This is a genomic window from Hydrogenophaga sp. T66, assembly GCF_057219855.1.
Window position 1 is genome coordinate 560,891 of sequence record NZ_JBXVVX010000002.1, and the last position, 24,815, is coordinate 585,705.

The 24,815-nt window shown below is 70.6% G+C and carries 21 protein-coding genes; 14 read left to right on the top strand and 7 right to left on the bottom strand.

Features of this window, described 5'->3' with window-relative positions; translation table 11 throughout:
* The first annotated feature begins 17 nt into the window (after nt 1–17).
* The 4 genes from AC2D80_RS11640 (at nt 18) to AC2D80_RS11655 (ending at nt 3,811) form a co-directional block, all read left to right on the top strand.
* A complete protein-coding gene (locus AC2D80_RS11640; RefSeq protein ID WP_484633177.1) occupies nt 18–794 on the top strand; it encodes a DeoR/GlpR family DNA-binding transcription regulator in 777 nt (258 codons plus the stop codon).
* A gap of 33 nt (nt 795–827) precedes the next feature.
* A complete protein-coding gene (gene glpK / locus AC2D80_RS11645; protein ID WP_484633178.1) occupies nt 828–2,321 on the top strand; it encodes a glycerol kinase GlpK in 1,494 nt (497 codons plus the stop codon).
* Between the two features lie 49 nt (nt 2,322–2,370).
* Complete coding sequence (gene proC, locus AC2D80_RS11650; protein ID WP_484633179.1) at nt 2,371–3,213, top strand: pyrroline-5-carboxylate reductase; 843 nt, start codon at nt 2,371–2,373, stop codon at nt 3,211–3,213.
* A gap of 181 nt (nt 3,214–3,394) precedes the next feature.
* On the top strand, nt 3,395–3,811 hold the full coding sequence (locus AC2D80_RS11655; protein WP_484633180.1) for an SRPBCC family protein: 417 nt from the start codon (nt 3,395–3,397) through the stop codon (nt 3,809–3,811).
* Between the two features lie 205 nt (nt 3,812–4,016).
* Here AC2D80_RS11655 and ubiA read toward each other — a convergent pair whose 3' ends face one another.
* From ubiA to AC2D80_RS11670, 3 genes are all read right to left on the bottom strand, one after another.
* Complete coding sequence (ubiA, locus tag AC2D80_RS11660; protein WP_484633181.1) at nt 4,017–4,895, bottom strand: 4-hydroxybenzoate octaprenyltransferase; 879 nt, start codon at nt 4,893–4,895, stop codon at nt 4,017–4,019.
* A 23-nt stretch (nt 4,896–4,918) separates the two neighbouring features.
* A complete protein-coding gene (locus tag AC2D80_RS11665; protein WP_484633182.1) occupies nt 4,919–5,878 on the bottom strand; it encodes a hydrogen peroxide-inducible genes activator in 960 nt (319 codons plus the stop codon).
* A 109-nt stretch (nt 5,879–5,987) separates the two neighbouring features.
* Entirely contained in the window at nt 5,988–8,261 is a 2,274-nt protein-coding gene (locus tag AC2D80_RS11670) for an ATP-dependent DNA helicase RecG (RefSeq protein WP_484633183.1), read from the bottom strand.
* Nucleotides 8,262–8,324: 63 nt separating this feature from the next.
* Here AC2D80_RS11670 and queA point away from each other — a divergent pair, with 63 nt between their 5' ends.
* From queA to yiaA, 4 genes are all read left to right on the top strand, one after another.
* Nucleotides 8,325–9,413, top strand: a complete 1,089-nt coding sequence (queA, locus tag AC2D80_RS11675) for a tRNA preQ1(34) S-adenosylmethionine ribosyltransferase-isomerase QueA (protein ID WP_484633184.1) — start codon at nt 8,325–8,327, stop codon at nt 9,411–9,413.
* On the top strand, nt 9,410–10,645 hold the full coding sequence (locus AC2D80_RS11680; RefSeq protein ID WP_484633185.1) for a PQQ-dependent sugar dehydrogenase: 1,236 nt from the start codon (nt 9,410–9,412) through the stop codon (nt 10,643–10,645). The genes queA and AC2D80_RS11680 overlap by 4 nt, the downstream gene beginning before the upstream one ends.
* Before the next feature lie 22 nt (nt 10,646–10,667).
* The gene (tgt, locus tag AC2D80_RS11685; protein ID WP_484633186.1) at nt 10,668–11,840 is read left to right on the top strand and encodes a tRNA guanosine(34) transglycosylase Tgt; all 1,173 of its coding nucleotides are present in this window, start codon (nt 10,668–10,670) and stop codon (nt 11,838–11,840) included.
* 133 nt (nt 11,841–11,973) lie between these two features.
* The gene (gene yiaA, locus AC2D80_RS11690) at nt 11,974–12,429 is read left to right on the top strand and encodes an inner membrane protein YiaA (RefSeq protein ID WP_484633187.1); all 456 of its coding nucleotides are present in this window, start codon (nt 11,974–11,976) and stop codon (nt 12,427–12,429) included.
* A 17-nt stretch (nt 12,430–12,446) separates the two neighbouring features.
* Here yiaA and AC2D80_RS11695 read toward each other — a convergent pair whose 3' ends face one another.
* From AC2D80_RS11695 to AC2D80_RS11705, 3 genes are read right to left on the bottom strand one after another with little or no spacing between them, the layout of a single operon-like run.
* Nucleotides 12,447–13,508 carry a serine endopeptidase gene (locus AC2D80_RS11695; RefSeq protein ID WP_484633188.1) on the bottom strand — a complete coding sequence of 354 codons (1,062 nt, stop codon included), beginning with the start codon at nt 13,506–13,508 and terminating at the stop codon, nt 12,447–12,449.
* Between the two features lie 55 nt (nt 13,509–13,563).
* On the bottom strand, nt 13,564–14,391 hold the full coding sequence (locus AC2D80_RS11700; protein WP_484633189.1) for a DUF2145 domain-containing protein: 828 nt from the start codon (nt 14,389–14,391) through the stop codon (nt 13,564–13,566).
* A complete protein-coding gene (locus AC2D80_RS11705; protein ID WP_484633190.1) occupies nt 14,388–14,864 on the bottom strand; it encodes a hypothetical protein in 477 nt (158 codons plus the stop codon). Before AC2D80_RS11705 ends, AC2D80_RS11700 begins: the two co-directional genes overlap by 4 nt.
* A 198-nt stretch (nt 14,865–15,062) precedes the next feature.
* Between AC2D80_RS11705 and AC2D80_RS11710 the strand changes: the two genes are divergently transcribed.
* The 3 genes from AC2D80_RS11710 to AC2D80_RS11720 all read left to right on the top strand — a co-directional run bounded on the left by AC2D80_RS11710 (nt 15,063) and on the right by AC2D80_RS11720 (nt 19,293).
* On the top strand, nt 15,063–16,625 hold the full coding sequence (locus AC2D80_RS11710; protein ID WP_484633191.1) for a sensor histidine kinase: 1,563 nt from the start codon (nt 15,063–15,065) through the stop codon (nt 16,623–16,625).
* The gene (locus AC2D80_RS11715; protein WP_484633192.1) at nt 16,622–17,326 is read left to right on the top strand and encodes a response regulator; all 705 of its coding nucleotides are present in this window, start codon (nt 16,622–16,624) and stop codon (nt 17,324–17,326) included. The genes AC2D80_RS11710 and AC2D80_RS11715 overlap by 4 nt, the downstream gene beginning before the upstream one ends.
* A gap of 80 nt (nt 17,327–17,406) precedes the next feature.
* Nucleotides 17,407–19,293: a potassium transporter Kup gene (locus AC2D80_RS11720; protein ID WP_484633193.1), complete on the top strand. Its 1,887-nt coding sequence runs from the start codon at nt 17,407–17,409 to the stop codon at nt 19,291–19,293.
* Nucleotide 19,294: 1 nt separating this feature from the next.
* Here AC2D80_RS11720 and AC2D80_RS11725 read toward each other — a convergent pair whose 3' ends face one another.
* A complete protein-coding gene (locus tag AC2D80_RS11725; protein ID WP_484633194.1) occupies nt 19,295–21,235 on the bottom strand; it encodes an MFS transporter in 1,941 nt (646 codons plus the stop codon).
* Nucleotides 21,236–21,393: 158 nt separating this feature from the next.
* Here AC2D80_RS11725 and AC2D80_RS11730 point away from each other — a divergent pair, with 158 nt between their 5' ends.
* From AC2D80_RS11730 to pyk, 3 genes are read left to right on the top strand one after another with little or no spacing between them, the layout of a single operon-like run.
* Entirely contained in the window at nt 21,394–22,128 is a 735-nt protein-coding gene (locus tag AC2D80_RS11730; RefSeq protein ID WP_484633195.1) for a helix-turn-helix domain-containing protein, read from the top strand.
* A complete protein-coding gene (locus AC2D80_RS11735; RefSeq protein ID WP_484633196.1) occupies nt 22,125–23,324 on the top strand; it encodes an MFS transporter in 1,200 nt (399 codons plus the stop codon). Before AC2D80_RS11730 ends, AC2D80_RS11735 begins: the two co-directional genes overlap by 4 nt.
* Before the next feature lie 33 nt (nt 23,325–23,357).
* Nucleotides 23,358–24,785 carry a pyruvate kinase gene (gene pyk / locus AC2D80_RS11740; RefSeq protein ID WP_484633197.1) on the top strand — a complete coding sequence of 476 codons (1,428 nt, stop codon included), beginning with the start codon at nt 23,358–23,360 and terminating at the stop codon, nt 24,783–24,785.
* Nucleotides 24,786–24,815: the final 30 nt, after the last annotated feature.

Sequence of the window (24,815 nt, forward strand, 5' to 3'; positions counted from 1 at the left end):
CCCCGGACCCTGCCGCCATGAACCTAAACCCCCGCCAGACCGCCCTGCTCGACGACGTGCGCGCGCACGGACCGCAAACCATCGAGGCCCTGGCGGAGCGTTTCGGGGTCACGCTGCAGACCGTGCGCCGCGACGTGCAGCGGCTGGCCGAATCGGGGCTGCTGGCGCGGTTTCACGGCGGCGTGCGCCTGCCCAGCTCCACCACCGAAAACATCGCGTACCGGCAGCGCCAGGCCATGCACGCCGAAGCCAAGCTGGCGATCGCCCGCGCGGTGGCGGCTCGGGTGCCCAACGGCTGCTCGCTGATCCTCAACATTGGCACCACCGTCGAAGCCGTGGCGCGGGGCCTGCTGCGCCACCGCGGTCTGCGCGTGATCACGAACAACCTGCACATCGCCTCGCTGCTGAGCGCCAACCCGGACTGCGAGGTGATCGTGGCCGGCGGGCAGGTGCGCGGCGCCGATCAGGGGATCGTCGGCGAGGCCACGGTGGACTTCATGCGCCAGTTCAAGGTCGACATCGGCCTGATCGGCATCAGCGGCATCGAGGCCGACGGCACCCTGCGCGACTACGACTACCGGGAGGTGAAGGTAGCGCGCACCATCGTGGCCCAGTCGCGCGAGGTCTGGCTCGCCGCCGACCACACCAAGTTCAACCGCCCGGCCATGGTGGAGCTGGCGCGGCTGGACGAACTCGACCTGCTGTTCACCGACCGGCCGCCGCCGCCGCCGTTTGACCAGTTGCTGGCCCAGAGCCACGTGGAATGCGTGGTCGCCGCCGGCGACGCGGCGTGATCCCCGCCCGCCGCCCCCACCCCGGATGTCCGCATGAGTTACCTGCTCGCCCTTGACCAAGGCACCTCCAGTTCGCGCAGCATCGTGTTCGACCGCGCCGGCCGCGTGGTCAGCATGGCGCAGCGCGAGTTCCGCCAGATCTACCCACAGCCCGGCTGGGTCGAACACGACCCGCGCGACCTGTGGACCACGCAGCTCGACACGGCCCGCGAGGCCCTCAAGCACGCTGGCCTGAGTGCGCGCGACGTGCGCGCGGTGGGCATCACCAACCAGCGCGAAACCACGGTCGTGTGGAACCGCCGCACCGGCGAGCCGGTGTACAACGCCATCGTCTGGCAGGACCGCCGCGCCGAAGACGCCTGCGCCCGCCTGCGCGACGCCGGCCACGAGGCCCGGGTGCAAGCCCTCACCGGCCTGCGCATCGACGCCTATTTCTCCGGCACCAAGCTGCAGTGGATCCTGGACAAGGTGCCCGGCGCGCGGGCCGCCGCGGAGCGCGGCGAACTGGCTTTCGGCACGGTGGACAGCTGGCTCATCTGGCAACTCACCGGCGGCCAGCGCCACGTCACTGACCACAGCAATGCCGCGCGCACGCTGCTGTTCAACATCAACACCCAGCGCTGGGACGACGAGCTGCTGGGCCTGCTCGACATCCCACCGGCGCTGATGCCCGAGTCGCTGCCCTCCAGCGCCGACTTTGGCACCGTGCGCGCCGACTGGCTGGGCGCCGAACTGCCGATCGGCGGCGTGGCCGGCGACCAGCAAAGCGCTCTGTTCGGTCAGGCCTGCTTCCAGGCCGGCATGGCCAAGAACACCTACGGAACCGGCTGCTTCATGCTGATGCACACCGGCCAGCGCTTCCAGACCAGCCAGAACGGGTTGATCACCACCGCCTGCGCGCAGCCACCCGGCGCGCCGCAGTTTGCGCTGGAGGGCAGCGTGTTCATCGGCGGGGCCGTGGTCCAGTGGCTGCGCGACGGGCTGCGGGCGATCGAATCCAGCAGCGAGGTGCAGGCCCTGGCCGAAAGCGTGCCGGACGCCGGCGGCGTGATGCTGGTGCCCGCCTTCACCGGGCTGGGCGCGCCCTACTGGCAGCCGGAAGCCCGCGGCGCCATCACCGGCCTCACCCGCGGCACCACCCTCGCCCACATCGCCCGCGCCGCGCTGGAAAGCATCGCCTTCCAGAGCGCCGCCCTGCTCGATGCCATGAGCCGCGACGCCGTGGCCGCCGGCGGCGTGCCGGTGAGCGAACTGCGCGTGGACGGCGGCGCCTGCGTCAACGACCTGCTCATGCAGATCCAGGCCGACCTGCTCGGCATCCCGGTGGTGCGGCCGGCGGTCGTGGAAACCACCGCGCTCGGCGCGGCCTACCTCGCCGGTCTGCACAGCGGTCTGTACGCCGGCCTCGACGAACTCTCGTCCCACTGGCGCGCCGACCGCACCTTCCACCCCACCCGCTCCCGCGCCGAAGCCGCGGCCAAGATGGCCGCGTGGGAACACGCCGTGCGCCAGACGGTGGCGCCCTGAGCGCGGCGCGCTCAGGGCGGCGCGCCAGACGCGCGCGACAATCCCGCGCATGAACACGCCCGCCTCCTCCATCACCCCCACCCCCCTCATCACCTTCATCGGCGGCGGCAACATGGCCAGCGCCATCGTCGGTGGCCTGCTGCGCCAGGGTCACCCCGCCCAGGCGCTGCAAATCGTCGAACCCTGGGACGAACAGCGCGCCCGCCTCGCCACGCAATTCCCCGGCGTGGCCGTGCTGGCTGCGGCCAGCCGCGACCTCAAACCCTCCGACCTCGTGGTCTGGGCCGTCAAGCCCCAGACCTTCAAAGACGCCGCGCTGGCCGCCGGCCCGCACCTCGGCGGCGCCCTGCACCTCAGCGTGGCCGCCGGCATCACCAGCGACAGCATGGCTGCGTGGCTCGGCACCCAGCGCATCGTGCGCGCCATGCCCAACACGCCCGCCCTCGTCGGCCTCGGCATGACCGGCCTCTACGCCCGCGCCGGCGCCTCCACCGCCGACCGCGCGCTGGTCGACGCCGTCGTGAAAACCACCGGCGAACTCGTGTGGGTGGCCACCGAACGCGACCTCGACGCCGTCACCGCCCTCTCCGGCTCCGGCCCCGCCTACGTCTTCTATTTCCTCGAAGCCATGCGCGACGCCGGCGCCCGCATGGGCCTGCCCCCCGACACCGCCCTGCAACTCGCCATCGGCACCTTCGTCGGCGCCTCCACCCTCGCCCAACGCTCCAACGAACCGCCCCAAGTCCTGCGCGAGCGCGTCACCTCCAAAGGCGGGACGACCTACGCGGCGCTCACCGCGATGGAAGCGGCGGGGATGAAAGCCTCGTTCGAAGCCGCGCTGCAAGCGGCGCAGGCACGGGCGGAGGAGTTGGGGCGGGAGTTTGGGAAGTGAGTCCGACCGCGCGCGGTACCGGCGGCCCCTGGCCGCGGTCCGCCACCACACCACCGCCGGGGCCCAGTGGACATCAGCCTTCTTGGTTTGTAGGCTGTGGTGCAGGCAGCAGACCGGTTGGCTCGGCGCCCAGCCCGGCCCTGGGGCCTCACCCAACGAACCCTGTCATCCGGGAGCCCGCATGAAGATCGTCGTTTCCGCGCTTGTCACTGCGCCGATCCACGTCGTTTGGCAGTCGTACACCACCCCAGAAGACATCAAGGCCTGGAATGCCGCGTCGCCGGACTGGCACACGACCGCGGCGAGCGTTGACCTGCGCCCTGGAGGCCACTTCTCCTCCCGCATGGAGGCCAAGGACGGATCGTTCGGTTTTGACTTTGCCGGGGTGTACACGCAAGTGATCCCGCACCAGCTCATCGAGTACGAGTTTGGTGGACGAACAGGACTTGTTGAGTTCGTGCCCCACGGGGATGGCGTGCTCGTGACGGTCACGTTCGATGCCGAAGAGATTCACTCCGAGGCAGAGCAGCGCACAGGCTGGCAAGCCATCCTGGACAATTTCGCCGCGCACGTGAAGGGCAAGGTCGCTTCGGGCTGACCTTCAACAACCCGGCCCAGAGGGCAAGGCGCCAGGTCCAACCCGTAGGCAACCCAACAACGGGGGGCGCCCGACCGCCTTCGCGCACCGCACCGGGCTCTGCGGCGGAGCACAGTCCGCATCAGGCCGGTCGGACTCATCACCGACCGCTCACCCGGCCCCGCCGCGCGACCGCGTCAGGTCTGCCCCGTGAAACCCAACTCCCTCAAGCCAACCCGACCAGCACCCCCGCAAACACCGTGAATCCAAGCCAGTGGTTGGCGCGGAAGGCGGTGAAGCAGCCGTCGCGGTCGCGGTGGCGGATGAGGGTGAAGTGCCACGCGATCTGGGCGAGGGCGGCGGCCAGCGCAAGCAGCCAGGCCGCGGGACGCAGCAGCGGCCAGAGGGCGGCGGTCCAGAGGGCGAGGTACAGCCCGTAGAAGGCCATCACGGCCGCCACGTCGGCGCGGCCCAGGGTGATGGCGGAGGTCTTCATGCCGATCTTGAGGTCGTCGTCGCGGTCGACCATGGCGTATTCGGTGTCGTAGGCGAGGACCCAGAAGGCGTTGCCGACCAGGAGCGCCCAGGCCAGCGGCGGCACGCTGCCCTGCACCGCGGCAAAGGCCATGGGGATGCCGAAGCTGAAGGCGACGCCCAGCACGGCCTGGGGCATGGAGACGAAGCGTTTGGCGAAGGGGTAGGCGAGCGTGATGGCGAGGGCGGCGAAGGACAGGCCGATGGTGAGTGCGTTGGTGGTGAGCACTAGGCCGAAGGCGGCGAGCGCGAGCACCGCGCCGACGGCCAGGGCTTCTTTTGTGGAGACCTTGCCCGAGGTGACGGGGCGCTGGGCGGTGCGCTTGACGTGGCGGTCGAAGTCGCGGTCGGCCACGTCGTTGACGCAGCAGCCGGCGCTGCGCATGAGCACGGTGCCGAGCGTGAACACGGCCAGCAGGTGCCAGCCGGGGAAGCCGCCAGCGGCGATCCAGAGCGCGGCGAGCGTGGGCCAGAGCAGAAGCAGCCAGCCGGCGGGTCGGTCCCACCGGATGAGGTTGAGCCAGAGGGCCAGCCGGGAAGGCTCGGGCGGGGCAGACAGGGACGCGGTCACCGCGGGTCTCCGGAACGAGGGGCTCAGGACAGGCGCTGCACGCCGGGGAGTTCGCAGGCGTAGATCGCGTTGCGCAGCGCGGCGATGGCTTCGTAGCGGGTGAAGCTGCGCCGCCACGCCAGGACGACGCGGCGCGTGGGCGCCTCGCCCTCGAAGGGCAGGTAGCGCACGTAGGCGGAGTCGCCGAAGTCCTGGCCGGGGCGCGCGCGGGCGTCGAGCGCCGAGGCCGGCACCGACAGGCGTGGCACCAGCGTCACGCCCATGCCGGCGGCGACCATGTGTTTGATGGTCTCCAGCGATGAGCCTTCGAAGCTTTTGCGGATGCCTTCGGTGTCGTTGGAGAAGCGGGCGAACTCGGGGCAGACCTCCAGCACATGGTCGCGGAAGCAGTGGCCGTTGCCCAGCAGGAGCATGGTTTCGCGCTTGAGCTGCTCGGCGGTGATGTGGCCGGCGCCGGCCAGCGGGTGGGTGTGGGGCACGGCGGCGAGGAAGGGCTCGTCGTACAGCGGCGCGATGGCGAGGTTGGTGTCGGGGAAGGGCTCGGCCAGGATGGCGCAGTCGATCTCGCCCAGGCGGAGCTGCTCCAGCAGCTTGCTGGTGAAGTTTTCCTGCAGCATGAGCGGCATCTGGGGCGTGCGGTCAATGACCTGACGCACGAGGTCGGGCAGCAGGTAGGGCCCGATGGTGTAGATCACGCCCATGCGCAGCGGGCCGGCCAGCGGGTCTTTGCCGCGCTTGGCGATTTCCTTGATGGCCGCCGCCTGCTCCAGCACCGTCTGGGCCTGCCGCACGATTTCCTCGCCCAGCGGCGTGACGGCGATCTCGCTGGCGTTGCGCTCGAAGATCTTGAGTTCGAGCTCCTCTTCGAGCTTCTTGATGGCCACCGACAGCGTGGGCTGCGACACGAAACACGCCTCGGCGGCCTTGCCGAAGTGCTTTTCCCGCGCCACGGCCACGATGTACTTGAGTTCGGTGAGCGTCATGGGGGTATTGTGCCCCCCTGCGCCGCTGCGCGGCTTCCCCCCGGAGGGGGGACCGCGCCGGTGGACCGGCGGAGCCGGATCCACGGCGCGCGCGGGTGGTGCCTACCCATCAGGCTTTGAGGTATTCGGCTTTGCTGCCCAGCCAGCGGGCGACGTGGCGCTCGGCGGCGGCTGGGTCGCGGGCGAGAAGATCGGCGGCGGCGTCGCGGGCCCAGGCGAGGAGGTGGGTGTCGGTGAGCAGGTCGGCGAAGCGCAGCAGCGGTGCGCCGCTCTGGCGGGCACCGAGAAATTCGCCGGGACCGCGGATCTCCAGGTCGCGGCGGGCGATTTCGAAGCCGTCGGTCGTCTCGACCATGGCGCGCAGGCGCTCACGCGCGGTTTCGCCCAGGCGTCCGCCGTCGGGCGGGCTGTACAGCAACACGCAGGCCGACGCCGCGGCGCCGCGGCCGACGCGGCCGCGCAGCTGGTGCAACTGGCTCAGGCCGAAGCGTTCGGCGTGTTCGATCACCATGAGCGAGGCGTTGGGCACGTCCACGCCGACCTCGATCACCGTGGTGGAGACAAGCACGCCCATCTGCCCCTGGGCAAACAGGGACATCACCGCCTTTTTCTCCGCCGGCGGCATGCGCGAATGCAGCAGCCCGACGACCGTCGGCGCACCCCCCTGCGCGGCGGACGCGGCTTCCCCCCTTTCTGGCGCGCCATCGGCGCTGGGAGGGGGGACGCTCCCTGGGGCCGGCGGAGCCGGACCCTTGGGTGCCCTGGACAAGGGGGTGTCTCGCGGGGAAGCGGCGTGGGGGCTGTTGAGCGCTGCGCTGAGTTCGGCGTGGGTGGCGGTGGCGTTGCTGAGGTCCAGCGCCTCGCTTTCCTCGATCAGGGGACACACCCAATAGACCTGCCGCCCCTGCGCAAGCTGGGCGCGGATGCGCTCGATCACCTCGGCGCGGCGGCTGTCGGCGACCACCTTGGTGACGATGGGCGTGCGCCCGGGCGGCAACTCGTCGATGGTGGAGACGTCAAGGTCGGCGTAGACGCTCATGGCCAGGGTGCGCGGGATGGGCGTGGCCGTCATCATGAGCAGGTGCGGCTCCATGGCGGGCGCACCCGGTTCGCCCGCCGCCGCCCCGGGCGCCATCTTGGTGCGCAGGGCCAGCCGCTGCGCGACGCCGAAGCGGTGTTGCTCGTCGATGAGCGCCAGCGCGAGCCGGCGAAACACGACCTGGTCCTGAATGACGGCGTGCGTCCCGACCACCAGCGCGGCCTCGCCGCTGGCGATGAGGGCCAGCATGTCGCGCCGCTCTTTCTTCTTCTGGCTGCCGGTGAGCCAGGCCACGCGCTGGCCGCGCGGCGCCAGCAGCGGCTCCAGCCAGCCGACGAGCTTGGTGAAATGCTGCTCGGCGAGGATCTCGGTGGGCGCCATGAGCGCGACCTGCCAGCCGTGGTCGATGGCGCGGGCGGCCGCCAGCGCGGCGACCACCGTCTTGCCCGAGCCGACGTCGCCCTGCAGCAGCCGGTGCATGGGCGTGGGCCGGGCGAGGTCGGCGCCGATCTCGGCGACCACGCGCGCCTGCGCCGCGGTGAGCGCGAACGGCAGCACCGCCTGCAGCGCGTCGGCCAGACCGCCGTTGCGCGGGGGCAGCGCGGGCGCCGACAGCGCGTCCCGCTCGCGCCGCGACAGCGCCTGCGAGAGCTGCTGCGCCAGCAACTCCTCGGCCTTCAGCCGTTGCCAGGCCGGGTGGCTGCGGTCCTCCAGCGCCGCCAGCGGCACGGCCGGGCCGGGGTGATGCAGCTGCTCCAGCGCTTCGCGCAGCGTGGGCGTGACCCTGGCCGCGCGCTGCAGCGACGCCAGCGTGGACGGCGGCAGGGTGTCGCGCAGGTCGGCGCGCGCCAGCCCGCTGGCCACCGCCTTGCGCAGATAGGCCTGCGGCAGCTGGGCGCTGGTGGGATACACCGGCGTGAGGGCGGTGGGCAGCGGGCCGCCCGCGGCCTTGAAGGCCGGGTGCAGCAGGGTCCAGCCCAGAAAGCCGCCCTTGAGTTCGCCGCGCGCGCGCACGCGCTGGCCCACGGCAAGGGTTTTCTGGTGGGAGGGATAGAAGCTGAAGAAGCGCAGCGTGCAGGTGTCGCTGCCGTCGTCGAGCGTGACCAGCAGCTGGCGCCGCGGGCGGAAGGTGACCTCGCTGTGGGTGACGGTGCCCTCGATCTGCACCAGCTGCCCCTCGCGCGCCTCGGCCAGCCGGACGATCCGGGTCTCGTCTTCGTAGCGCAGCGGCAGGTGCAGGGCCAGGTCGATGTCGCGGCGCAGCCCGAGCTTGTGCATCGCCTGCTGCGCGGGCGAGCGGGTCGGCGCCGCGGGGGCGGGGGCGGCGGGGGTATCCGCGGTCATCGGATAATTGTGCCTTCGGCTTTTCTTCCCTCTTGGAACGGGTCCGTCCGGCCCTCAAGCAGCATGAAACACATTCCCCGCCACGCGGCGCGAGCCTTCACGCTCAGCGACTTCGATTTTGAACTGCCGCCCGAGCTGATTGCCCAGCATCCCGCCGCCGAACGCAGCGCATCGCGCCTGCTTGACGGCACCGGCGCGGCGCCGGTGGACCGCATCTTTCGCGAGTTGCCCGGTCTGCTGGCGCCGGGCGACCTGCTGGTGTTCAACGACACGCAGGTGATCAAGGCGCGGCTGTTTGGCGAGAAGGCCAGTGGCGGCAAGCTGGAGTTGCTGGTCGAGCGCGTGCTCGGCGACGGCGAGGTGGTGGCGCACCTCAAGGTCAGCAAGAAGCCGGCGGTGGGGGGCGTGTTGCGGCTCGGGGGCGACCCAGCGCGGCCCGGCCACGGCCCCGGCGCCTTCACCGCCACGCTGCTCGGCCGCTGGCCCGACGAGGGCGGCGCCCTGTTCCGCCTGCGCTTCAGCGAAGACCCCTACGCGATGATGGCGGCACACGGCCACGTGCCGCTGCCGCCCTACATCGAGCACGCCGACACCGCCGAGGACGAGCGCCGCTACCAGACGGTGTTTGCCAAAAATCCGGGCGCCGTGGCCGCGCCCACCGCCGCGCTGCATTTCGACGCCGGGGTGCTCGACGGGCTGCGCGCGCGCGGTGTGGCGACCGCGGAAGTCACGCTCCACGTGGGCGCGGGCACCTTCCAGCCGGTGAAAACCGAAAACATCGCCGACCACACGATGCACGCCGAGTGGTACCGCATCCCGGCGTCCACGATCGCGGCGATCGAGGCCTGCCGCGCGCGCGGGGGCCGCGTGGTCGCGGTGGGCACCACCACCGTGCGCACGCTGGAGAGCTGGGCGGCCAGCGGCGTGACCGAAGGCGACACGCAGATCTTCATCACGCCCGGCTTCCGTTTCCAGGTGGTGGATGCGCTGATCACCAATTTCCACCTGCCCAAGAGCACGCTGATGATGCTGGTCAGCGCGCTGGCGGGCTACGAGCGGGTGATGGCGCTCTACGCCCACGCGGTCGCCCAGCGCTACCGCTTCTTCAGCTACGGCGACGCAATGCTGCTGGCGCGCGCGGAGGCCGTGTGAGCGCGCGCCGCAGGGCGGTGGCGTGGCTCGCGGCGGGCGGCTTGCTCGCGGCGCTGGCAGCGCCCGCGCAGGCCGGGCGTTACGCGCCGCAGGGCAGCTGCGCCGGTCACCCGGGCGTGGCGCTGAAGGTACCGGACGGCTGGTGCGCGGCGCTGGTGGCCGACGCGGACGACGGCCTGCGCATGCCTCGGCGCGTGTTGCCTGTGGGGCCGCAGCGGCTCTGGGTGGTCGACATGGGTTCCTGGGAACCACGCCAGGGCCGCCTGCTGGAAATCCAGCCGCAGCGCCCGCGCGGCGACCCGCTGCGGGTGCGCGTGCTCGCCCGGGGTCTGGACCGGCCGCACGGCCTGGTGCGCGGACCGGACGGCCGCGTCTACGTGGGCGAGGCCGGCACCGTGTGGCGCACGCCGGTGGGCGACACCGTGCAGCGCGAGGACGTGCTGACCGGGCTGCCCGACGACGGCGCCCACCCGCTCAAGGAGCTGGCGTTCGGCCCCGACGGCCGGCTGTTCCTCAACGTGGGCTCCGGCTCCGACGCCTGCCGGCGCGACGACGGCAGCGTGGCGCTGCCCTGCCCCGAAACGCAGGGCGAACGCCCCCGCGCCGCGGTCTGGGTGGCCACGCTCGGCGGCCCGGGCCACACCGTGCAAGACCTGCGGCCCTACGCGACCGGCCTGCGCAACGCGCTGGGGCTGGCCTTCACCACCGGGCCCGGCGGGCGCGCGCGGCTGTGGCAGGCGGAAAACTCGGTCGACTATGTGGACGCCGACGAACCGGCCGAAGAACTCAACGAACTCAGCGACGGCAGCGACCACGGCTGGCCCGGCTGCGTGAGCGACGCGCGCGGCCGCGCCGTGGCCACCCGCGGCGCCGAGGGCCGCGCGCGCTGCGGCCGGGCACAGGCGCCGGTCATGGCGTGGCCGGCGCACGCCGCGCCACTCCAGCTGCTGGCGGTACCGCCCGTGACGACCACGCCCACCCCGCCGTGGAACGGCCACTTGCTGGCCGTGTGGCATGGCCACCGCAGCGGCGGCCACCGGGTGGTCGGCTGGCGGCTCGACGGCTTCGGCCGGCCCACCGGCGAACGCACCGACTTTGTCAGCGGCTGGCGACCGATGCCGGGCGTGCGCCCCCTCGGCAGCCCGGCCGGTGCCGCCGTCGACGACCAGGGCCGCCTGTGGATCGTCGAAGACCGCAACCGCAGCCTGCTCCTGATCGCCCCGGCGCCCTGACGCGCGCCCACCGAAAGCCCCCATGCTCCAGTTCGACCTGCTCGCCACCGACCCCGACAGCCACGCCCGCCGCGGCCGCCTCACGCTCAACCACGGCGTGGTGCAGACCCCCATCTTCATGCCGGTGGGCACCTACGGCACCGTCAAGGGCGTGATGCCGCAGAGCCTGCACGACATGGGCGCGCAGATCATCCTGGGCAACACCTTCCACCTGTGGATGCGCCCCGGCGAGGCCGTGATGCGCGGCTTCGGCGGGCTGCACGCCTTCGAGCAGTGGCACAAGCCGATCCTCACCGACTCGGGCGGCTTCCAGGTGTGGTCGCTGGGCGCGATGCGCAAGATCACCGAAGACGGTGTGCACTTCGCCTCGCCCGTCAACGGCGACAAGCTGTTCATGTCGCCCGAGGTGAGCATGCAGATCCAGACCTGGCTCAACAGCGACATCGTCATGCAGCTCGACGAATGCACGCCCTACGAGACCGACGGGCGCCTGACCACCGAGGCCGAGGCCGAAAAGAGCATGGCCATGAGCCTGCGCTGGGCGCGTCGATCCCAGGACGAATTCCACCGGCTGGGCAACCCCAACGCGCTGTTCGGCATCGTGCAGGGCGGCATGTTCGAGCACCTGCGTGAAGCCTCGCTCGACGCGCTGGTGGCGATGGACTTTCCGGGCTACGCGGTGGGCGGCGTGAGCGTGGGCGAGCCCAAGGAGGAGATGCGCCGCATCATGGCCCACACGCCCCACCGCCTGCCGGCCCACAAACCGCGCTACCTCATGGGCGTGGGCACGCCGGAGGACCTGGTGGAGGGCGTGGCCTGCGGCGTGGACATGTTCGACTGCGTGATGCCGACCCGCAACGCGCGCAACGGCACGCTCTTCACCCGCCACGGCGATCTGAAAATCCGCAACGCGCGCCACAAGACCGACCCCCAGCCGATCGACCCCACCTGCACCTGCCACGCCTGCGCCGGACGCAGCGGCGTGAGCTGGGCCGACGGCGGACGCGACGGCTTCTCGCGCGCCTACCTCCACCACCTCGACCGCTGCGGCGAGATGCTCGGCCCCATGCTGGCCACGATCCACAACCTCCATTACTACCTCAACCTGATGCGCGAGGTGCGCGAGGCGCTCGACGCCGGCACCTACAGCGCCTGGCGCCGGCAGTTCCACGCCGACCGGGCGCGCGGCGTCTGACCGGGCGCGCACCGCCCGACGCCAAGGGGCGCCGTGGCCTGTGAGGCCGCGGGACGTGAAGCGCCGGGTACCCGGTGGGGCACGCGAGCGGCGCGTTGCCTAGAGTGCGACCTCCCCCACTGGAAGGTCCCTCATGCGCGAACCCAGCCCACCCCTGCCACCCTCGTCCCTGCGCCCCACCGGCGCCTTCGTCGCCGCCTCCTGGGCCGCCCTGTTCACCGGCGCCGGCGTGTACCTCGTCGGCCTGTGGAACGCCACGATGGCCCTCAACGAGAAGGGCTACTACCTCACGCTGCTGCTCTATGGCCTGTTTGCCGCGGTGTCTCTGCAGAAATCCGTGCGGGACCGGCTGGAGGGCGTGCCCGTGACCGGCCTGTACCACGGGCTGTGCTGGACCTCGCTGCTGGCGGCCCTCACGCTGCTGGGCGTCGGCCTGTGGAACGCCAGCCTGGCCGGCAGCGAAAAAGGCTTCTACGCGATGGCCTACCTGCTGGCCTTGTTCGGCGCGGTGGCGGTGCAGAAAAATGTGCGCGACCTGGCCCGTCTGGGCCGCGCGGCGCCGGCCGAGACCGGCAACGACGGTCTCTGAGCCGGTGCCCGGGCCACTCAGGCCGATGCGGCCCCGCCGTCCACCGGCCGGGTGGCCGTGCCGCAGGAGAAACAGTACCGGGCGAAGGCGCTCTTGCGGGTCTGGCAATGGCCGCAACGGGCGAACAGGCACAGACCGCAGTGCGGGCAGAAATCGGTCTGGCCGTCCTTGAGGTCCACGCTGCGCTCGCAGCCCGGGCACACGCCCTTGGTCAGCCGCGCCTGGGCCAGGTCGTAGTCCAGTTCCTGGCGCCGCTGGGCGTCGGGCAGCGCCTCGGCCTGGGCCTGACGCTCGCGGTAGCGCTGCAGCGCCTGGATCGCGTAGCGGCCCGCCACCACCGTGACCACGATGCCCACGATCTGGCGCACGTAGCCGCCGTAGCTGGGCAGGTAGGGCACCAGTTCCACGAAGAAGGCAAACAGCGCGAAGAAGATGAAGCCCCAGACAAACGGCCACCACGCGCCGCGCCGGTGCTTCACAAACAGCCAGCCGGCCAGCCCCAGCAAGGGCAGCGTGAGTGCCAGGCGGTAGCCGAACACGCGCAGCTCCTGCGCGCGCTGGGCGCGGTCAAACGCCTGTTGTGCGGTGGTGCGCATCTCGGCGAGCTCGCGCTGCGCGGTGTCCTGCGCCTGGCGGGCGTCGAGCGCGACCTGCTGCTGCGCCTCCACCGCTGCGAGCGCCGCGCGCTCGTCCTGGCGGAACGCCTCCAGCTGCTGCGTGCGCTCGATCAAGGCCGGGTCCTGGTCGGGGCGCTGGGTGGCCTGGCGCGTGGCCAGCCACTGGTTGAAGGTGTCGCGCGCGGCGCGGTGGTTGGCCTCAGCCGTCTGCAGCTTGAGCTGGGCCTGTTCCAGCGCCGCCTGCGCCTCCCGCGCGACCACGCGCTGGCGGTCGACCTGCGCCTTGAGCGCGGGCGCGCGCTGGGGGTCCAGGAAGTCGTCAAGGCTGCGCGTCTGCTCCACCCGCGGGAGGTCGCCCACGATCGCGCCACCCAGACCGATGAGAAAGCTGGCAAACACCAGCGCCAGCAGCCACAGGCCGCGGTTGAACCACTTTTCCGACCATCGCAGGGCCTTGCTCATGGAAATCCTCCTGGGTGACTGACGACTGACAAGTGATGGGGCATTGTGGGGCGAGTCATGGCACCAGGCGCTCGGGCGGCGACGCGAGGCCGGCGTGGGTCATCCACTGGAACACCGAGTCCACGGTGACCGTGTCGATGCGGTCGGCGAAGCGCTGGGCGTTGGGGTGGTCGTCGAACGCGATGTGCGCGGTGCCCACGCGCGCACCGAGTCGCTGCAGCGCCCCCACGCGCAGCGATGTGGGCTGATAGGCCTTGAACCGCAGCCAGGCCTGGGCCTGATCGCGGCGGGCGATGCCGGGCTCCAGCGCCGCGGCCAGCAGCTCGATCGCCCACTGGTTGGATTGCTGGTAGCGCGTGCTCCACGGGTAGCTCACCATGTTGTAGGCCGACTCGTGCAGCGCCACCGCGCGCTGGCCGTCGACCAGGGCGGCGTGCAGCGGCGCCTGCAGGGCCGGCCCCGGCACCACCCACGCCGCCTCGTGCCGCCACAGATCGTCCAGGAAAAACACGCCCAGACCCTGCCGGTACAGCACGCCTTCGGCCGTGCCGCAGGTGTTGAGCTTGTGCAGCACGCGCCAGCCACCGTCGGGCAGGCGGTACGCCCAGCCGGCGTGGGAGTAGCGCAGGCCATGGGCGCTGAGGTCCTGTCCGGCGCGCGCCAGCAGCACGACGCGGGTGCCGTCGCGCGCGTGAGCGGCCTCCAGCGCGCCGTGGGTGGCGTGCGCGAGCTGCAGGCCCCGCACCAGGGCCTCGGCGGTCAGCGGGCGGGCCTCGCAGGTGCGGCCGGCGTGGGCCGGGCTGACCATGCCCAGCATCGCCACCACCAGGCACCCGGCGACGAGCGCGCGGGCACCCCAGAAAGATCCCCGGCGCGCGCTCATCGCGTCACCCGCTCGTCGGCCAGCAGGGCTTCGCCCAGGGCGTTCGGCACAAAGGCGACCACCTCGCCCGCCGCCACCAGCAACGCGCCCGAGGCCAGCGTGGTCACGGTCACGAGCGCGCCCACGCCGAGCGAGGCAGCGCCAGCGGCGCGGGACGACACCCGCACGCTGACCCGCGCGCCGTCCGACAAGCGCTCCAGCACCCACACCGTGCCCTGCGCCGAAGCCTCCACCGCCCGGATCGCCAGCACGGCGCCCGTGACGGAGAGGGCGACGGGCACCGCCACCGACGCGCCCACCGCGGCGCCGGCGGACGCGCCCGCCGCCGCCGATCCGACCACCACCGAGGCCAGGGGCAACGCCGACACGGCCACGGACGCCTCGCTCTGGGCATGAACGGCGGGGCTGGCCAGCAGAGCCAGCGCAAGGCCGGCGACCAGGGAGACACGTTGAAGGGATGCGGCAGGGAACATGAAACACCTTGGGATTGGTTGAAAGCGGTGCGGATGGTGCCGGTTCACCCCATGTCCGGTGCCCGGGCGTTGGAGCCGGGCCGGCGATGAGGCACCGGCGGTAGCGTGGCGCGATACCGCCGGGCGCTGCACACCGACGAAATCCTGATGCCCGGCGTGGTAGCGTTTCACCGAGCCAGACGACCCAGTGCTTCGCGCATGCCTGCCCCCGACGATCACCCTTCACCCACCCGCACCCGATGGTCGGGCGCTCTCAGCCTGGCGGTCTGGGCCGTCACCTGGGGCTCGATGCTGGCCCTGGATGAGCACATGGACCTGGCCAATCTGGCGCTGCTGCTGGTGCTGGGTGCGGCGGTGGCGGCCATCGGATCGTCACGCACCGTGGCCCTGCTGGCGTGCGCTGCCTCGGTCGTGGGCTTCAATTACGCCTTCGTCCCGCCACGTGGCACGCTGACCGTCGGACTGCACCAGCACGCGGTGCTGCTGCTGGCCATGCTGGCGGTCAGCGGCATCGTCACGCTCCTCATGGGAAGACTGCGCTGGCACGCCGCCCAAGCCGCCGAGCACGCCCGTCGATCCGACCGGCTGCGGCAAATGGGCGAAGCGCTTCGCCAGATCGACGACCCGGCGGAACAGGTCATCGCACTGCGCGATGCCCTGCAGGCAGAGTTACCCGCCCGGGCGCGGAGAGATACAGAGACCTACGCAGCCCTCCTGCGTGATCCGCAAGGCAACGAGCGATGGATCGGCCACACCAGCGCCGACGACGCCGACGGTCTGCGGCTGTGTGTGGAACGCGGACAGGCCATGGGGCCAGGCAGCGGCCGTTACGAGCAGCGAACCGCGTGGTATCTGCCGCTGCGCGGCCGCCAATCGACACACGGCGCGGTGCTCCTCCCGGGAGCGCTCGAACCCGCCGGCGCCGAAGCACTGTTGCCGCAACTGCAGGCTTTGTGCGATCTGCTGGGGGGCGTGCTGGAACGCCAACTGGCGCTGGAGGCAGCGCGCGCAGCGCGCGAGCAGGCAGCCGACCACGCGTTGCGGAACACACTGCTGACGGCCATCGCCCACGACCACCGGACGCCCCTGGCCACCATCCTGAGCGCAGCCAGTGCCCTGCACGACCAAGTCGGTCGCCTGAGTGTTGAACAACAACAGCGCCTCGCCGCCACCATCGTGGATGAGGCGGGTCAGCTGGCCCGGCTGACCGACAACACACTTCAACTGGCGCGCCTGGGCAGTCCCGGGATCGCCCTTCAAACCGATTGGGTGGCGGTGGAGGATCTGGTCGGACCGGTGCTGGCCCGGGCACGACGGCGCGACCCCCAACACCGGATCCACGCCCGGCTGGACCCCGGGCTTCCCCTGCTGCGGGTCGATGCGGTGCTGATGGTGCAGCTGCTGGACAACCTGGTCGACAACGCCAGAAAGCATGGAGGGCGCGATGTTCCGGCGGAACTGCTGGCGCAACGCGCCGGGGATGCGATCTTGCTGGTTGTGCAAGACCGAGGTCCCGGTGTGGTTGCGGCCATGCGGCCACGGCTGTTCGAGCGGTTTTTGCGCGCAGACACGGCTTCACAGGAGGCGACCAGCCGCTCCGGGGCCGGGCTGGGCCTCGCCTTGTGCCGCGCGATTGCCCAGGCACACGGTGGCGATATCGGGTGGCGCCCGCGGCGCAGCGGCGGCAGCCGTTTCGAGGTCCGTCTGCCGCTGCACCAGTTGCCCGACGGATCACGGGCCGAACGGGGAGATGCCCCATGAGCCTGGGCGTGCTGCTGGTCGAGGACGACCGCGAACTGCGTGATACCTTGCGAGAGGCGTTGCAAGTGGAAGGCTATCGTGTCGCGGCGGCGGCCAGCCTGGCCGATGCCCGCGCCCTCCTGGCTCACGCGCCGGCCGATGCCGGTATTGATCTGGTGCTGCTGGACCTGGGACTGCCCGACGGCGAAGGAGCCACCTTGCTGGCTGAACTGCGGCGCCAGTCGGCCACAGCGGTGTTGGTGATATCGGCCCGCATGGACGAAGGGCCGAAGGTGCAGTTGCTCGATGCCGGCGCGGATGATTACCTGATCAAGCCGTTCAGCTTGGCCGAGTTGCTGGCCCGCATGCGGGTCGCGTTGAGACACCGGGGACGGACCGCGCAGCCGGCGATCCTGCGGTACCGCCTCGCCGGCGTGTACATCGATCTGGCAGCGCGTCGGGTGCAGCGGGACGGCCAGGATGTCCACCTCACCCCCACCGAATACCGGCTGCTGGCCCGGCTGGTGCGGCAGGCAGGCAGTGTCGTGACACACCGGCAGTTGCTGGTGGACGTGTGGGGGCCCGAGTTCAGCCACCACACCCACTACTTGCGGCTCTACATGGCGCAACTGCGCGCGAAACTGGAAACAGACCCTGCCGACCCCCAACTGTTGATCACCGAACCCGGCGTGGGTTATCGACTCACTGAAAGCGAACCCTGACGCGTGATCCGAACCTGGGACTTATGCGTTCCTGATGGCCCCTCCAGGAACATGCCGACCTGTCCACTTCAGGCAAAGGCATGACCTCCGCTTCCCCCTCTCCCCGACGCCAGGCTTTGGGCGCACTGACACTCGGCGCCATCGGTGTGGTCTATGGCGACATCGGCACCAGCCCGCTTTACACCGTCAAAGAAGTCTTTGCTCCGCACACCGGCGTACCGCTGGATGCTGTACATCTGGTGGGCGCCATCTCCGTCATCTTCTGGGCCCTGATGCTGGTGGTGACCCTCAAGTACGTGACCCTCATCCTGCGTGCGGACAACCACGGCGAGGGCGGTGGGCTGGCGCTCACCGCCTTGGCCGCACGCGCGACGCGGGACAGACCGGCGCTGCGCCGCGCGCTTCTGTTGCTGGGGGTGTTCGGTGCGACCCTCTTCTACGGCGACAGCCTGATCACGCCGGCCATCTCCGTGCTGGGTGCGATGGAAGGGCTCGTCCTGATCACCCCGGCGCTGGAGGCCTATGTGGTGCCGCTGACCCTGGTCATCCTGATCAGCCTGTTCATGGTGCAGCGCTTCGGCACGGCGGCCGTGGGGCGCTGGTTCGGCCCGATCATCGTGCTGTGGTTTGTGGTCCTGGGCGTGGCCGGTGTGGTGCAGATCGTGCAGCAGCCGGCCATTCTTGCCGCCCTCAACCCGATCCACGCTTGGAACTTCATGGCAGATCGAGGCTGGCAGCTGTTTGCCGCGGTGGGCGCGATCGTGCTGGCGCTCACCGGCGCTGAGGCGCTCTACGCCGACTTGGGCCACTTCGGGCGCCGACCGATCCAGATCGCCTGGACCGGACTGGTGCTGCCCGGCCTGGCCTTGAACTACCTCGGCCAAGGCGCGCTGCTGATGGGCAATCCTGCCGCCATCGACAACCCGTTCTACCGGCTCTTCCCGGACGCCTGGGTGCTCCCCGCCCTCGTGCTGGCCACGCTGGCCGCCATCATCGCGTCGCAGGCCGTCATCTCGGGCGCTTACTCGCTGACCAAACAGGCCATCCAGCTGGGTTTCCTGCCCCGCATGACCATCCGCTACACCTCGGCGCGCGAGATCGGCCAAATCTACATGCCCGCGGTCAACTGGGCGCTGCTGGCGGGGGTGATCGCCGCCGTGCTTTTCTTTGGCAGCTCCTCCGCGCTGGCGGGCGCATACGGCATCGCCGTGACGCTCACGATGATGATCACCACGGTGCTGACCTACTTTGTCATTCGCGGCGCTTGGCGACTGCCAAGGCCGCTCGCTGTGGGAGCCACCGTGTTCTTCCTCGCGGTCGACGCCCTGCTGGTGGCGGGCTGTGCCATCAAATTCTTTGACGGCGGCTGGTTCCCGCTGGCCCTGGGCCTGGCGCTGTTCGCACTGATGAGCACCTGGGCCCACGGTCGCCAGCAACTGATCGACAGCATTCAGCGCGAGGGCGTCGAACTGCAGTCGTTCATCGATCAGCTCGATCCGCGGACCGTGCCCCGTGCCGATCGGACCGCCGTGTTTGCCGTGGCCGATCCCACCACCGTGCCGCAGGCGCTGTTGCACAACCTGCGCCACAACCAGGTGCTGCACGCCCGCAACGTGGTGCTCACTGTCGTGTTCGAGGAGGAGCCCTGGGTGCCGATGGAACGCCGCATCGAGGTCGAACCCCTGGGCCATGGGTTCTGGCGGGTGACCCTGCGCTTCGGGTTCATGAACACACCGGATGTCCCGCAGGCACTGGAACTGGCTGCATCCCACGGCCTGCGGATCCCGGCCTTTGAGACCACCTACTTTCTCAGCCGAGAGGCGGTGGTGCCGCGCGCGGGCGGCCGGGCCGGGGCTTGGCGTCAGCGACTCTTTGCGGCCATGAGCCGCAACGCCGGCAGTGCGGCGGACCATTTCCACCTGCCGCTCAACGCGGTGGTGGAGCTGGGTACACGGGTGGCGATCTAGCTCACGAGAGGGCGATCAGCGCGGCCACGCGCTCGCGCAGCGTCTCGGGCGTGAGCCCCTCCACGCCTGGCAGCGGCGCGCCGACGTTGAGCCCGACGCGACTCCACACGCCGCGGCGGAACGGCCGCACCATGGCCGTGGGCTCCCCGGCGCGGCGCTCGACGCGACTGAAGAACGAACCCCACAGATCGGTCAGGGCCATGGGCACCACCGGCACCGCGCCGAGGCCGTCGGACCGGGCTTGCTCGAGGATCTTGGCCACGCCGCCCTTGAACGGCTGCAGCGTGCCATCGCGGGTGATGCCGCCTTCCGGAAAGATGCCGAGCAGATCGCCGTCGCGCAGCACCTGCGCGGCCGCCCGGAATGCCGCCTCATAGGCGACCGGGTCTTCCTTCTGGGGCGCCACCGGGATCGCCTTGGCCAGCCGGAACAGCGCCCCGAGCACCGGTACGCGGAAGATGCGGTGGTCCATCAGGAAGCGGATCGGGCGCGGGCTGGCCGCCATCAGCAGCACCGCGTCGACAAAGCTCACGTGGTTGCACACCAGCACCGCCGCGCCGGCGGTGGGCAGGTGTTCATCCCCGCGCACGCGAAAGCGGTACACCAGCCGCGAGGCGATCCAGGCCACGAAACGCAACAGGTACTCGGGCACGAGCAGGAAGATGTAAGCCGCCACCACCGCGTTGGCCAAGCCCACCAGCAGGAACAGCTCGGTCACGCTGAATCCCAGCTGCAGCAGCAAGCCGGCGAGCAGCGCGCTGGCGATCATGAACAGCGCGTTGAGGATGTTGTTGGCCGCGATGATGCGGGCGCGGTGTGTGGGCTGGCTGCGCATCTGGATCAGCGCGTACATCGGCACGCTGTAGATGCCCGCAAACAGCGACAAGAGCGCCAGGTCGGCCAGCACCCGCCAGTGCGCCGCTGCGGCGAGGAAGCCCGCGAGGGTGAAGCCGCCCTCCGGCGCGGTGGGCAGGCCGCGGGAGGCCAGGTAGAGGTCCACCGAGAACACCGTCATGCCGATCGCGCCCAGCGGCACCAGACCGATCTCCACATGCCGGCGGCTCAACACCTCGCACAACAGCGCGCCCGCCCCGATGCCCACGGAAAACACCACCAGCAGCAGCGAGGCCACCTGCTCGTTGCCGTGCAGCACGTCGCGCGCGAAGCTGGGGAAATTGCTCAGGAACACGGCGCCGAAGAACCACATCCAGCTGATGCCCAGCAGCGAGCGAAACACCACCACGTTGCCGTGCGCGAGCTTGAGGTTGCGCCAGGTTTCGGTGAACGGGTTCCAGTTGATCGACAGCCCCGGGTCGGTCGCCGGCGACAGCGGCACGGCCTGCGCCAGCACCCGGCCCGCGACGGCGAGCAACACGCAGGTCGCCGCCACGTAATGGCTGCCCACCGCCGGCATCGCGATCAGCAGCCCACCGGCCACATTGCCCAGCAGGATCGCCACGAAGGTGCCCATCTCCACCATGCCGTTGCCGCCGGTGAGCTCGCGCTCGCTCAGGTGTTGCGGCAGGTAGGCAAACTTCACCGGCCCGAACAGCGTGGAATGCAGGCCCATCAGGAACACGCAGGCCAGCAGCACGGGGATCTGCTGCATCCAGAAGCCCCAGCCCGCGAGCACCATGATCGCGATCTCCAGGTCCTTCACCAGACGGATCAGCCGCTCCTTGGGGTACTTGTCGGCCAGCTGGCCGCTGGTGGCCGAGAACAACAGGAACGGCAGGATGAACAAGGCCCCAATCACCAGCCCCGCCATCGCCGGGGGCAGCCACGCCACCTGCACCTGATACGTCACCAGCACGGTGAAGGCGAACTTGAACACGTTGTCGTTGCCCGCCCCGAGGAACTGCACCCAGAAAAACGGCGCGAACCGGCGCTGGCTCAGCAGGGAGAACTGGCTGGTGGGGACGGGGATCGGGGTGGCGGTCATGAACGGGCTCCTGCATCAACCGGGAATGGTGGCGCACGCCGGCGCCGCGATCGACAGCATCCGCGACACCCGTCGTGCGTACCCCCGGGTTTCGACGCAGTGCGCCACCGCGGCCATTCCAGTATCTTCTGACGATACCCTGAGCCTTGAACCCTCCCATGAGCACCACCACCGACCTCATCGCGGCCATCAAGCTCGAACTCAAGTCCGCGGGCATGACCTACGCCGATCTGGCGCGTGCGCTGGGCATGGCGGAGTCGAGCGTCAAACGCATGCTGGCGCGCGGGGACATGCCGCTGTCGCGGGTGGACGCGGTGTGCCGGGCGCTGAAGCTTGACTTTGCGGACCTCGCCCGGCGGGTGGCGGATGCGCAGCCCCTGCTGCGCGAACTCAGCGCCGAGCAGGAACGCGCCGTGGTGGCGGACAAGAAGCTGCTGCTCGTGGCGATCTGCGTGCTCAGCCAATGGACGCTGGAGCAGATCACCGCAACCTACCGGCTCACCCCGGCCGAGGGCATCAAGTACCTCGCCCAGCTCGACCGCATCGGCATCATCGAGCTGCGCCCGCTCAACCGCTACCGGCTCAAGCTGGCCAAGACCTTCCGCTGGCGGCCTCACGGCCCGGTGATGAACTACTTCCGCGAGCACGCCCTGCTGGACTATTTCGCGGGCGGCTTTGACGGCGCCGGCGAGGGTCTGCAGCTGGTCCACGGCTCCATCAGCCGGGCGCTGGCGCCGCTGTTCGTGGAGCGGCTGCAGCGCCTGGCTGCCGACTTCGCGCAACAACACCAGACCGACCAGAAACTCGCCGAACGCGACCGCGAGGGCTACACGCTGGTGCTGGCGATGCGCAGCTGGGAGTTTGAGGCGTTCACGCCCATGCGCCGCTCATGAGCACCCCCCACATCCCCCGCCACGTCCTGCCGGTGATCGTGCTGGCCCAGCTGCTGGGCACCTCGCTGTGGTTCGCGGTGAATGCCGTCATGCCGGACCTGCAGCGCGAGCTGGGCTGGTCGACCGCCGCGGTCGGCACGCTCACCTCCGCGCTGCAGTTCGGCTTCATCCTGGGCACGCTGGTGTTCGCGCTGCTGGCCATCGCCGACCGCTTTCGGCCGCGCGCGGTGTTTCTGGTCTGCGCGCTCGCGGGGGCGGCGTGCACCGTGGGCGCCTGGGCGATGGTGCGCGACCAGAGTGCGCTGATGCTGTGGCGCTTCGCGACCGGCTTCTTCCTGGCCGGCATCTACCCGGTGGGGATGAAGATCGCCGCGCAGTGGTACACGCGCGGGCTGGGCGCAGCGCTCGGCTTTCTGATTGGGGCGCTGGTGCTGGGCTCGGCAAGCCCCCACGCGCTGCGCGCCCTGGGCGACGCGCTGCCGTGGCCGACGCTGATGCTGGGCGTGGCGGCGCTGGCGGCGGCCGGTGGGCTGCTGCTGTTCGTGGCCACGCCCGACCCGCCGGGCGCGGCGGCCCGCGTGACCTCGCTGCAGTGGCGGGCGCTGGCCACGGTGTGGACCGACGCGCGGGTGCGCAGCTCGGTGCTGGGGTACTTCGGTCACATGTGGGAGCTGTACACGATGTGGGTGCTGGTGCCGCTGATCCTGGCCACGCGGCTGGAGGGCACGGCGCTGTCGTGGACGGCCTTTGCGGTGTTGGGCGCCGGCGCGCTGGGCTGCGCCGGCGGCGGCTGGGTGGCGCAGCGCTGGGGCAGCGCGCGCGTGGCGGGCAGCCAGCTGGCCACCAGCGGGCTGTGCTGCCTGGCGGCGCCGCTGATGCTCGGCGCGCCCGACGCACTCTTCTATGGCTGGCTGGTGTTGTGGGGCATCACGGTGGCGGGTGATTCACCGCAGTTCAGCACGCTGACCGCCCGCAATGCGCCGCCGCAGGCGGTGGGCAGCGTGCTCACGCTGACCAACAGCATCGGCTTCGCCATCTCGATCGCGAGCATCCTGCTGTTCGTGGGTCTGTCCACGCGGGTGCCGATGGGCGCGCTGGTGCCATGGCTGGCGCTCGGACCAGCGCTCGGGCTGTGGGCGCTGTGGCCGCTGGTGCAGGCCGAACGCGCCGCGGCCCGTCACGCGCCCACCCCATAATCAGACACCCCCCTGTCACCCGGAGACCGCTTCATGCCTTTGCGCGCCACCAAGATCGTCGCCACCCTCGGCCCCGCGTCGAGCGACCCCGCTTTGCTCGAGGAGATGATCCGCGCCGGCGTCAATGTGGTGCGGCTGAACTTTTCGCATGGCACCGCGCAAGACCACATCGACCGCGCAGCACTCGTGCGCGAAGCGGCCCAGCGCGCGGGCCGCGAGGTGGGCATCATGGCCGACTTGCAGGGTCCGAAGATCCGCGTCGGCAAGTTCGCGCACGGCAAGGTGATGCTGGTCAACGGCCAGCCGTTCGTGCTCGATGCCGCGCGCGCCGAACCCGGCGACGAACAGGGCGTGGGCCTGGACTACAAGGAGTTGCCGCGGGACGTGAAGCCCGGCGATACGCTGCTGCTCAACGACGGCCTGATCGTGCTGACCGTGGACAAGGTGGTCGGTCCGGCGGTGCACACCACGGTGAAGGTCGGTGGCGAGCTGTCCAACAACAAGGGCATCAACAAACAGGGCGGCGGCCTGACGGCGCCGGCCCTCACCGCCAAGGACATGGACGACATCAAGACCGCCATGGGCCTGAGGGCGGACTACGTGGCGGTGAGTTTTCCGAAGAATGCGACCGACATGGAGCTGGCGCGCCAGCTGTGCGCGGTGGCCGGCGGCGGCCACAAGCCCGGCCTGATCGCCAAGATCGAGCGCGCCGAAGCCATCCCCGAGCTGCCCAATATCCTGAAGGTCTCCGACGGGATCATGGTCGCGCGCGGCGACCTGGCGGTGGAGGTCGGCAACGCCGCGGTGCCGGCGCTGCAGAAACACATGATCAAGCTCGCCCGCGAGATGGACAAGGTGGTGATCACCGCCACGCAGATGATGGAGAGCATGATCCAGAACCCGGTGCCCACCCGCGCGGAGGTCAGCGACGTGGCCAACGCCGTGCTCGACGGCACCGACGCGGTCATGCTCAGCGCCGAAACGGCGGCCGGGAAATACCCGCTGGAGACGGTGAAGGAAATGGCGGCCATCTGCTCGGAAGCCGAAAAGGCCGATTACCACGAGCTGAGCAACGACTTCCAGGGCAAGACCTTCAAGCGCATCGACCAGTCGATCGCGATGGGCGCGCTGTTCACCGCCCACCACCTCGGCGCCAAGGCCATCGTCGCCCTGACCGACTCGGGCTCCACCGCGCTGTGGATGAGCCGCCACCACGTGCGCATGCCGATCTACGCCATGACGCCCAACCTGACCACGCAGCGGCGCATGACGCTCTACCGCAACGTGCGTCCGCTGCTGATGGACACCAGCACCGACCGCGACACCGCGCTGGCCGATGCCGAGGCGCATCTCAAGCGCCGCGGCATCGTGCAGACCGGCGACGTGTACGCCATCACCGTGGGCGAGCCCATGGGGCAGGCCGGTGGCACCAACACGCTGAAAATCTGCCAGGCGCGCTGAGGTTTCCCCGGCGGTGGTGCAATGGGAGGT

Excerpts from the sequence above, each read along its gene's own strand:
- AC2D80_RS11640 (WP_484633177.1), top strand. The coding sequence starts at position 18 with ATGAACCTAAACCCCCGCCAGACCGCCCTGCTCGACGACGTGCGCGCG.
- glpK (WP_484633178.1), top strand. The coding sequence starts at position 828 with ATGAGTTACCTGCTCGCCCTTGACCAAGGCACCTCCAGTTCGCGCAGC.
- proC (WP_484633179.1), top strand. The coding sequence starts at position 2,371 with ATGAACACGCCCGCCTCCTCCATCACCCCCACCCCCCTCATCACCTTC.
- AC2D80_RS11655 (WP_484633180.1), top strand. The coding sequence starts at position 3,395 with ATGAAGATCGTCGTTTCCGCGCTTGTCACTGCGCCGATCCACGTCGTT.
- AC2D80_RS11665 (WP_484633182.1), bottom strand. The coding sequence starts at position 5,878 with ATGACGCTCACCGAACTCAAGTACATCGTGGCCGTGGCGCGGGAAAAG.
- AC2D80_RS11670 (WP_484633183.1), bottom strand. The coding sequence starts at position 8,261 with ATGACCGCGGATACCCCCGCCGCCCCCGCCCCCGCGGCGCCGACCCGC.
- queA (WP_484633184.1), top strand. The coding sequence starts at position 8,325 with ATGAAACACATTCCCCGCCACGCGGCGCGAGCCTTCACGCTCAGCGAC.
- tgt (WP_484633186.1), top strand. The coding sequence starts at position 10,668 with ATGCTCCAGTTCGACCTGCTCGCCACCGACCCCGACAGCCACGCCCGC.
- yiaA (WP_484633187.1), top strand. The coding sequence starts at position 11,974 with ATGCGCGAACCCAGCCCACCCCTGCCACCCTCGTCCCTGCGCCCCACC.
- AC2D80_RS11695 (WP_484633188.1), bottom strand. The coding sequence starts at position 13,508 with ATGAGCAAGGCCCTGCGATGGTCGGAAAAGTGGTTCAACCGCGGCCTG.
- AC2D80_RS11700 (WP_484633189.1), bottom strand. The coding sequence starts at position 14,391 with ATGAGCGCGCGCCGGGGATCTTTCTGGGGTGCCCGCGCGCTCGTCGCC.
- AC2D80_RS11705 (WP_484633190.1), bottom strand. The coding sequence starts at position 14,864 with ATGTTCCCTGCCGCATCCCTTCAACGTGTCTCCCTGGTCGCCGGCCTT.
- AC2D80_RS11710 (WP_484633191.1), top strand. The coding sequence starts at position 15,063 with ATGCCTGCCCCCGACGATCACCCTTCACCCACCCGCACCCGATGGTCG.
- AC2D80_RS11715 (WP_484633192.1), top strand. The coding sequence starts at position 16,622 with ATGAGCCTGGGCGTGCTGCTGGTCGAGGACGACCGCGAACTGCGTGAT.
- AC2D80_RS11720 (WP_484633193.1), top strand. The coding sequence starts at position 17,407 with ATGACCTCCGCTTCCCCCTCTCCCCGACGCCAGGCTTTGGGCGCACTG.
- AC2D80_RS11725 (WP_484633194.1), bottom strand. The coding sequence starts at position 21,235 with ATGACCGCCACCCCGATCCCCGTCCCCACCAGCCAGTTCTCCCTGCTG.
- AC2D80_RS11730 (WP_484633195.1), top strand. The coding sequence starts at position 21,394 with ATGAGCACCACCACCGACCTCATCGCGGCCATCAAGCTCGAACTCAAG.
- AC2D80_RS11735 (WP_484633196.1), top strand. The coding sequence starts at position 22,125 with ATGAGCACCCCCCACATCCCCCGCCACGTCCTGCCGGTGATCGTGCTG.
- pyk (WP_484633197.1), top strand. The coding sequence starts at position 23,358 with ATGCCTTTGCGCGCCACCAAGATCGTCGCCACCCTCGGCCCCGCGTCG.